Here is an 8,318-nt window from a genome sequence, read left to right as displayed (position 1 = left end):
AGGATTTGGAAAAGTGTTGAATTGTACCCCACCGCTTGTCAAGGAAGACGCTTGACAAGCTCACGCCGGAGCACGAGGCCCGGGAGCAAACGAAGGTTCAGGAGAGAATTTGCGTTGTCCGTTTGCACTAAGTTTCGAAAGAGACCGAACGTGCGTTTCTAGCTTGCAAGGGCTCTCCCTGACGAAGGCATAACATGTGGTAACCAACCCACGGATAGCAGCGTGCCGACCGTCGCTCGCATTTTTGCTCTCGCGCCACGTGCTCAGGCAGANTTAAAACCGAGGGCTTGACAAAAACGTTCATAGCAACGGAATCGAGATACCGAATTTAGGGCTTGGCACTTGGTTGCTGAATAATGAACAAGCAGAACGAGCATTAAAGGATGCGGTATCCCTCGGATATCGCCATATCGATACAGCTCAGGCTTATATGAATGAAGAAGGGGTGGGCAAAGGCATACGTACATGCGGCGCGGCCAGGGAGGAACTGTTCATCACGACCAAGGTAGCCGCAGAGGCAAAGACTTTTTTTACAGTTACACAGTCTATTGATGAGTCATTAGCCAAGTTAAGCGTCGATTACATCGATCTTCTCATTATTCATAGTCCGCAGCCTTGGGTAGAGTTTCGTGGGGAGAAGCGTTACTTCGAGGAAAACAAAGAAGTATGGAAAGCGCTGGAGGCTGCTTATAAAGCTGGAAAAGTGAAAGCGATCGGCCTTTCGAACTTCCTTCAGGATGATATCGAGAATATTTTAACGAGTTGTGAAATCAAACCGATGGTTAATCAGATCTTGGCTCATGTGGGCAACACGCCATGGGAGCTGATTGATTTTTGCCAGAAAAATGACATCCTGGTTGAGGCTTATTCTCCTATCGCCCATGGCGCTGTTCTTAATCATGCGGAGATCAAGGCGATCGCTGATAAGTATGGGGTGTCGGTGGCACAGCTTTGCCTTCGATATGATATCCAACTTGGTCTTGTAGTTCTTCCGAAGACGGCCAATCCGGATCACATGCGGAATAATGCCGAGCTTGATTTTGTGATCAGTGATGCCGATATGGAAATCTTAAAAAATATTGAACCGATTCAAAACTATGGGGAGCACAGTTTCTTCCCCGTATTTGGAGGGAAATTATCATAAAATTAGGCGGGGGATATCAATGGCGAAACATGAAGAAGTGAAAAATGGAGTTCTATTCTCTCTAGGTGATAAAAATCCATTCTCTCAATTTTTTGTAGGTCAAAGCTATCTTCAAGGGTTAGTCTCTGATCCTCATGTGAATGTCAGCGTTGGGAATGTTACCTTTGAACCGGGATGCCGAAATAACTGGCATATTCACCGCGGGGGGTATCAGATTTTGCTAGTTACAGGCGGGGAAGGCTGGTACCAGGAAGAAGGCAAACCTGCCCAAAGCTTGAAAGCAGGGGATGTCATTGTCACACATGATGGCGTCAAACACTGGCATGGTGCCAAAAAAGACAGCTGGTTTGTTCACATCGCGATTACGTCAGGCAAGCCGGAATGGTTAGAACCCGTATCGGACGAAGAATACCATAAACTTTGAGAGAAGTTCGAAAGAGGGATTTCTTTTCCTCCGTACAGGCACGGATGGGCCTCCGCCCACATACAATGAATTGACCCAAAATGAAGCGAGGTTGTATTCATCGTGATGTGAATCTGCGGGAGGTGTCATCTTTGCCGGGATTGTTTACCGCAATTGCTTTATTCATTAAACAGCTGACGTTGCTCGTATCGTATGTCAAAAATAATGCGTTTCCGCAGCCCCTGACCGAGGAAGAGGAAACGAAGCATTTGCAGCGCATGGCGGAAGGGGATTCGGAGTCCCGCAATATCCTGATCGAGCATAACCTGCGGCTGGTGGCGCATATCGTCAACACGTTGTGAACACGAACCGATGTCAGGAAACGGGGCGTTTTGTGTGCAGCGGGCGGTTTGTACGGTGAGGGTGGACGAGCTATATGAAGAGATAAGCCAGCCGGTCCGAGGGGCTGGCTTATCTTCTTCTGGTTTCGGAGCCGTGTATGTTATACTGTTGATAACACGAAATTAAGTGCTCCAGTATGACAGAAGAAACGATTATGACTGGAGTGAAATGATATCGAAGAGCAGCGATCGATTCAAGCTGATGTTGAAGCCAATCCGGAACTGAAATTCATGATTGAACAGAGCAGAATGGAATATAAATCCGGAAAGGCCTTGAGTACATCGGAAATACTGAAATATCTTGCAAATCTTAAATCGGAAGGTTGGTGTTTAAACCATGTCTTTGCCCAAAAAGATGGATCAGCAAACGGCTAAGGAACTTCGCTCCATACTGCAAAAGATGAATATTACGCACAGCAAAGTAAAAATCAATTTGGATAACGACACGATTGAAGTAGAGGATGACTACTCCATTGATGACATCCTTGAGTCGGCGGGGGTATTAACACCGGAACAAGCAAAGCAGTTGGCTGATGAAGTCAAGAAAATGCGTGAGGAAGAGTGGAACTAAATGGGCGGTTATTTACTCGATACCAATATTGCGATCGCATTGCTGGCTGGGGAGCATGCCGCATTGGATTTTGTCAGGCAGGCCAGTGACGATCGGATGTCGATTTATTTCTCCGTAATTACGGAGTGCGAAGTGTTCAGCGGGCTGGAATCCGCTTATCGTTTGCAAGGAATCAAGCTGTTTAATTCACGAAGATGTATTGAGGTAAGTTCCAGTGTTGCCCGACTTGCCGGGGACATACGCAGGGAACAAAAGTCGAAAGGACGGAAGCTTAAAACTCCGGACGCAATTATTATTGCAACTTCTATTGAGCACCAGCTTGGTCTTGTATCAAGGGACCACGATATGAGCTTTGTTCGGGAAGCATTCGGTTTGCCGCTGTTTACCATTTAGCCTACCCATTGTAATTCCAACCGGGATACAGTGGGTTTGTTTATATACTCGGAATACTTAAAAGGAGAACAGACGATCATGCTTTATAGATGCAGAATCGAACTGAATGAGATTGCCCCGAAGATTTGGCGGGAGTTTCAATTTCATCCGGACGTGACGTTTCATCAGCTTCACAAAATCATCCAATCGGTCATGGGTTGGGAAAATTACCATTTATACGAGTTTCATGTGAAAGAAAAGGTGATCGGTCTGCCCGATCCGACATTCGAGCATATAGAAGACCGCGAGGTGCTGAATGCACGGAGGGAAATCGTTCAGAAGCATGTTCACGAAGAAAACACCGTATTTACATACGTGTATGATTTTGGAGATGATTGGCAGCACACGGTTACGTTGATCAAAATCGACGCATCGACATCCGACCCGGCACCCTTGTGTCTAGATGGTGCCCGCGGCTGTCCGCAGGAAGATGTGGGAGGCGTGTGGGGGCATCAGCATATGCTGGAAGTACTGCTTACTCCCAATCATCCGGAGCGGGATCATTTTATAGGCTGGGTTCGAGAAGGATATGATCCCGAACATTTCTCCTGCGAAGAAGTGAATCAGGAGCTTGAGCGGCAGAAGGACAAGCTGATCCCCAAGTCACTGGTTAAGCGGCCGGTAGGGAAAAAGCCTGTGAAGCTGACGAAGTCTGCTCTGAATAAGCATCTGAAGCAGCTAAATAGCGACCAGCTTATCGATTTGGTGAAGGCTTGTTATGGCGCCAGCAAAGATATGGAGAAGTTTCTTGCTGTAAGAATACTGGGCGATGAAGCAGTAGAGTCTCTCTTTCAAGAGTATTGCAAGAAGGTTGAGAAAGTGTTTTTCCCTGAGCGGGGATTTGGCAAGCTGAGACTCCAGGAAGCGAAACATGCGATTTCGGAATTCGAGAGATTGACTGGAAATTCCAGGTACGCCCTGGAATTGAAGCTGGTCTACGTTGAAAATGGAGTTGATTTCACCCTAAGCTACGGGGATATTGATGAACGCTTCTACTACAGCATGGTGTCCATGTATGCCGATATCATTGATCAAGTAAATGAAGATGAAACAGCCGAGTTGTTCGACGAATTCGAGGAACGTCTCGAAGCCGTTGTTTCGAAAACAGAAGGGATCGGCTGGGGTTTTCATGACAATTTGGCTAATCTGCACGCTCAAATAAGATGGATTTAGGTGGGGAACTTAATGCGCGGCAGGAAGAAAAATAAGCGGACCGGTCAGAAAGCGGAATTCACGGGGCTGTTGGAGCAAGACGAGAATTTCTATTTTATCGCCGGATATACGGATGGAGGCTTCCCGTATGGAATCACGTGGGAGGAATATGAGGCGGAACAACGCGGCGAGTTGATCAAAGCGACAGTAGCTGAGGGAGAACCTATGAAAGAATTGAAATTGACCAAGCAGCAGTTTCAGGAGATTGTGGATGCATACGACATGTACGTAGAAGGAATAGAGTCCTTCCTGAATATCGAAACTGGAGATGTTGTCATGTTGCGAACGTTTGACCGGGATGAAGAGGACGAAGAATTAAGCGAGATCATTGAAGAAGGCTTTAATGAAATTTACTTTCGGATACCGAAACGGGAGTCGGATGAAGGATATACCGACATGGTTGATTTTGCGGAAACGGTTGAAGATAAAAAGCTGCAATCCACTTTGATGCACATATTAAGCGGCGGCAAGAGAATATTCCGAAGATTCAAGGATGCGTTATCTTCCGACAGCGAGCAGTTAGAGCGGTATTACCAGTTTGTTGAAGAGCAGAATCGCAAACGTGTTTCGGATTGGTTGGAATCCATTGAAGTGAAGTTGATTCTCGAGTAATAAAGAAATGTTTGGGCAGGGGATACCGGTGAAACGTTCTTCAAGACAGACGATGATTAGGCTGTATGCTCAAGCGGTCATTTCGGAACTTCAACAATTAGGTTATCCCAATGATCAAGCTAACGCAGTCTTTTTTCGACACTATCGAGACATGAAACGCTTATTTGGTCTTGAGCAGAATGTATGCGATTTTGCAAAGATGATTGTTGAATTTGAACGTGCCATGCAGAAGAAGCATGACCCGAGTGATCCCAATTCAATTGCTGTTGGCCATCTAAACCACTTGGCTAAAACATACATCCTTAAGCATAAAAGCAACAAATGAGCAGGATTATTTTCCAAATGGCAACCGATATACGACCTGTGTCGCTGTCACCATTTCTAAAAGATGAATATGTAGACGCTGCGGCAGACCAACATATTCCCTTCTTTACCACGGTGCGATCTTATCAGGTGTTCATCGACTATTGGAATTCCAAGATGGAAAGAAGCATCCAAAGGGGGTGGTCCTCTTGAATTTATCCGATTTTTCCAGATACATAGATCCTGCAGTTGTACACAGAGGGAAGGAATACGCGTCCGAAGGACGGGTAATTTCCTTGAAGTCCATTGCCGATGAAAAGTACACTGCGGTTGTGCGCGGGTACGAGGATTATGAGGTTTATGTAAGGCTAGACAACGAGAACAACATAATGGAATCGGAATGCGATTGTCCGTACGATTTTGGACCGGTATGCAAGCATCAAGTCGCCGTATTCCTCGAGCTTAAGAATAGAGAAGCAGACGGGGTATCTTCACCGGAACCGTCTCTCCGGCAACTGTTGGAAGCAGAGAGCAAGGAGAAATTAATCGAATTGCTGCTCTCGATTGCATCGGATTCATATACCGCGGAAGAGCGCATCAGACTCCACTTGTCGAAAAGGGGCGCGGATCAGGAGTTGGACGCCTGCCGACGGTTGATTCGATCCTACATTGACACATATTCGGATGATCATGGTTTTGTGTCTTGGCGGAACGTAAGCCACGCGGTGGAAGGTGCGAAGATCGTCGCTGAAAAGGCTCTCTCCGCCTTCGATGAAGAGGAATGGTTGCACGGGCTGGCGATTCTGTTTTGCATCATCGAAGAGATGATTGAATTATTGCAGTCCGCCGACGATTCGGACGGTGGAGTCGGGATCGTGATCGAAAGCTGTCTGGAAACGATCTTCAAGCTGGTTCAGGATCGCCATCATATTCCGGCGGAAGAACGCATGAAGATTTTCCGTCGGTTGTTGGAGGAGATACATCAACCTTATTATGACGGGTGGCCGGATTGGCAGCTCGCGCTCCTCGAGGCGGCGGGCGCGCTGATCGAGTCGGAAGAGATGCAACATCAATGGGATGATGCGGCGGATTCGCTCCTGGGTCATATGTCCGGGAGCAATTGGTCGAAGAGGTACGCAGACGAGCGGGTGGCTGTGCTCCGATATGGTCAAATATTGGAACGTTCAGATGAAGAACAGGCGAAAGCTTATTTGTATAGACATCTGCATTTCCCGGAAATCCGGGAGATTGCGATTCGTGCGGCGCTTGAGCAAGGCGATGCCGAGGAAGCGATCCGATTGGCGGAGGCCGGGGAAGCTCAAGATCAGGGGCTGCCGGGGCTCGTCTATCGCTGGAAGAAATATCGGTATGAGGCATACCATCGCACAGGACAAGTCGAACAGCAGCGGAAACTCGGGATGGAGCTGATCATGAACGGAGAATATGATTATTACCGGTCTGTGAAGGATACATTTTCGGATGAGGGAGAATGGTCCTTGTATCTGCAAGATATGTTAGATCAATTGGAGCAGAGCCCGAGGGGAGAGCATACGTATACCCAAATTCTGGTGGAAGAGGAGATGTTCGCACGGCTTTTGGAACATGTCCGCAAGGCACCTTACCGAATTGAATCGTTCTATGAGCAATTGCTTCCGCATTACCCGGAGGAGGTGAAGGCGCTTTTCGTGGCATATATCGAATTCCGGGCGGATCAATCCAGAGACAGGCGAGATTACGCCGATGTTTGCCGGATCATTCGAATGCTTCAACAGGTTGGCGGACGGAAAGAAGCGTTCACCGTCACACAAAAATTGTTAACCAAATTTCCGCGAAGACCGGCTTTCCGGGAGGAGCTGGGGAAGATTCGTTTTTGAACTTTATGGGAATAAGAAGTAACGCGGTTTGAGCACAGCGGATTTTTGTGATGTGGGGGGACAAACCGGAATATGAAGCCTGTAATGTTGATCTGAATCGAGTATGTTATAATAGTGTCTAAATGGAGACGGATTCGGTGGTGATCGATGATGGAGCGTGTTCAAGATTTGCAAAAACTGATCAAACTTACGGGCGATCGCGCGAAACTGGATGCAAAAGCGAACGGAACTTACATTGTTTATCAAACGGAAAAAGGCCAGATTGTCAAAGAATATGCAAACGGCCTGATCGAGCCGATCGACAATCCAGGGGTTCCTCATGAATGAGTTCTCCGCCGTGATGATTGTATTCGCCGGCAATAACGGCAGCGGTAAAAGCACCATTCGCAATCTGATAGTGGACAGGCTTGGTATCAGTGTCAATATTGATCCCGACGCTTTAGCTCGCGGCATTGATCCTGACCATCCGGATCGCCGCAAAGTATCCGCGGGCAAAGAAGCGATTAAGCTTGCGAGAGAATGTATTCAGCATAAACGAGATTTTTCGTTAGAAACGACTTTGGCTGGCGGCAATGCTATTCGACTGATACGGGATGCCAAGGCGAACGGCTTTGAAGTGACGATGTTTTATGTGGGTCTAAATGATGTTCGGCTCAATATCGAACGTGTTGCCGCCAGAGTTCAAACCGGTGGACATCATATACCGACTAAAGACATCGTTCGGAGACAAACCACATCCATGCAAAATCTGCTAACTCATATCCATCTCATTGATCATTTGATTGTGATTGATAATAGCGAAGTTTCCGGTAAAATCGTTATGCAAGCTGAACATAGTATTTTAAAATATCAGGCCGAATCTCTTCCAAAATGGGTGCATAAGATCAAGGATCAGTTACATTGATTATGGAGAATCATATGAAGTTTGAAATTAGCAAATCTATGGAAAACAAAATTAATCCTGAATTTCGAAAGTATCGCTTCTTGAAAATATGAAAAGGGCTCCGAATCTTTGGTAGAATGGTGTTTACTTGGAACACTACACCCAAAGAGAGGAGCACCTTATAGGTGAAGTCTACCACAACGATCAGCAAAATTAAAACAGAATTTTCACTACAAAACGCAACNANCTGCGGCGGCATCAAAATCTTCCTGGCCTTTCTCGAAAAAATCAAACTGCCGGAGGCGATGTGCAGCCTCTCCGGCGGCAAAGCGCGCAACTCCCTCTTCCCCGTTTACCGTATTCTGCTCTATCTCATCGTTGGCTGGATGCTTGGCTGCGAACGGATTTTTCATTTCCGTCGTTTGCAAAGCGACGTGCTGCTGAGGCTCTTTCTCGGCGGCCGCTGCCCGCATCACAGTCTGT

10 protein-coding genes and 2 pseudogenes are annotated in these 8,318 nt (G+C 46.9%); all 12 read left to right on the top strand.

What is annotated here, in order from left to right; all coding sequences use genetic code 11:
* Positions 1 to 313: 313 nt before the first annotated feature.
* Positions 314 to 1,144, top strand: a complete 831-nt coding sequence (locus M891_RS0121790) for an aldo/keto reductase (protein WP_028540256.1) — start codon at positions 314 to 316, stop codon at positions 1,142 to 1,144.
* Between the two features lie 19 nt (positions 1,145 to 1,163).
* Positions 1,164 to 1,568, top strand: coding sequence for a cupin domain-containing protein (locus tag M891_RS0121785; protein ID WP_028540255.1), 405 nt, complete (start codon positions 1,164 to 1,166; stop codon positions 1,566 to 1,568).
* 131 nt (positions 1,569 to 1,699) lie between these two features.
* A pseudogene (locus tag M891_RS0121780) lies at positions 1,700 to 1,897 on the top strand (RNA polymerase subunit sigma-70); the annotation flags it as partial.
* 388 nt (positions 1,898 to 2,285) lie between these two features.
* Positions 2,286 to 2,519 (top strand): hypothetical protein, encoded by a 234-nt coding sequence (locus tag M891_RS0121775; protein ID WP_028540253.1) that lies wholly within the window; start codon positions 2,286 to 2,288, stop codon positions 2,517 to 2,519.
* Positions 2,520 to 2,912: a type II toxin-antitoxin system VapC family toxin gene (locus M891_RS0121770; protein WP_007781142.1), complete on the top strand. Its 393-nt coding sequence runs from the start codon at positions 2,520 to 2,522 to the stop codon at positions 2,910 to 2,912.
* Between the two features lie 78 nt (positions 2,913 to 2,990).
* Positions 2,991 to 4,124: a DUF6155 family protein gene (locus M891_RS0121765; RefSeq protein ID WP_028540252.1), complete on the top strand. Its 1,134-nt coding sequence runs from the start codon at positions 2,991 to 2,993 to the stop codon at positions 4,122 to 4,124.
* A gap of 12 nt (positions 4,125 to 4,136) precedes the next feature.
* Positions 4,137 to 4,775, top strand: a complete 639-nt coding sequence (locus M891_RS0121760) for a UPF0158 family protein (RefSeq protein ID WP_028540251.1) — start codon at positions 4,137 to 4,139, stop codon at positions 4,773 to 4,775.
* A gap of 28 nt (positions 4,776 to 4,803) precedes the next feature.
* Positions 4,804 to 5,100 (top strand): hypothetical protein, encoded by a 297-nt coding sequence (locus tag M891_RS0121755; protein ID WP_139816715.1) that lies wholly within the window; start codon positions 4,804 to 4,806, stop codon positions 5,098 to 5,100.
* A gap of 187 nt (positions 5,101 to 5,287) precedes the next feature.
* On the top strand, positions 5,288 to 6,952 hold the full coding sequence (locus M891_RS0121750) for an SWIM zinc finger family protein (RefSeq protein ID WP_028540249.1): 1,665 nt from the start codon (positions 5,288 to 5,290) through the stop codon (positions 6,950 to 6,952).
* A 147-nt stretch (positions 6,953 to 7,099) separates the two neighbouring features.
* Positions 7,100 to 7,279, top strand: a complete 180-nt coding sequence (locus M891_RS0121745) for a hypothetical protein (protein WP_007781155.1) — start codon at positions 7,100 to 7,102, stop codon at positions 7,277 to 7,279.
* A complete protein-coding gene (locus M891_RS0121740) occupies positions 7,272 to 7,856 on the top strand; it encodes a zeta toxin family protein (RefSeq protein WP_028540248.1) in 585 nt (194 codons plus the stop codon). The genes M891_RS0121745 and M891_RS0121740 overlap by 8 nt, the downstream gene beginning before the upstream one ends.
* A 164-nt stretch (positions 7,857 to 8,020) precedes the next feature.
* Positions 8,021 to 8,318 (top strand): annotated as a pseudogene (locus tag M891_RS25145) (IS1380 family transposase); the annotation flags it as partial.

The organism is Paenibacillus sp. J14 (genome assembly GCF_000518465.1).
GTDB lineage: Bacteria > Bacillota > Bacilli > Paenibacillales > Paenibacillaceae > Fontibacillus > Fontibacillus barengoltzii.
Note: the sequence above shows the minus strand (reverse complement) of the source record. Positions and strands in the feature narration are given on the sequence as shown.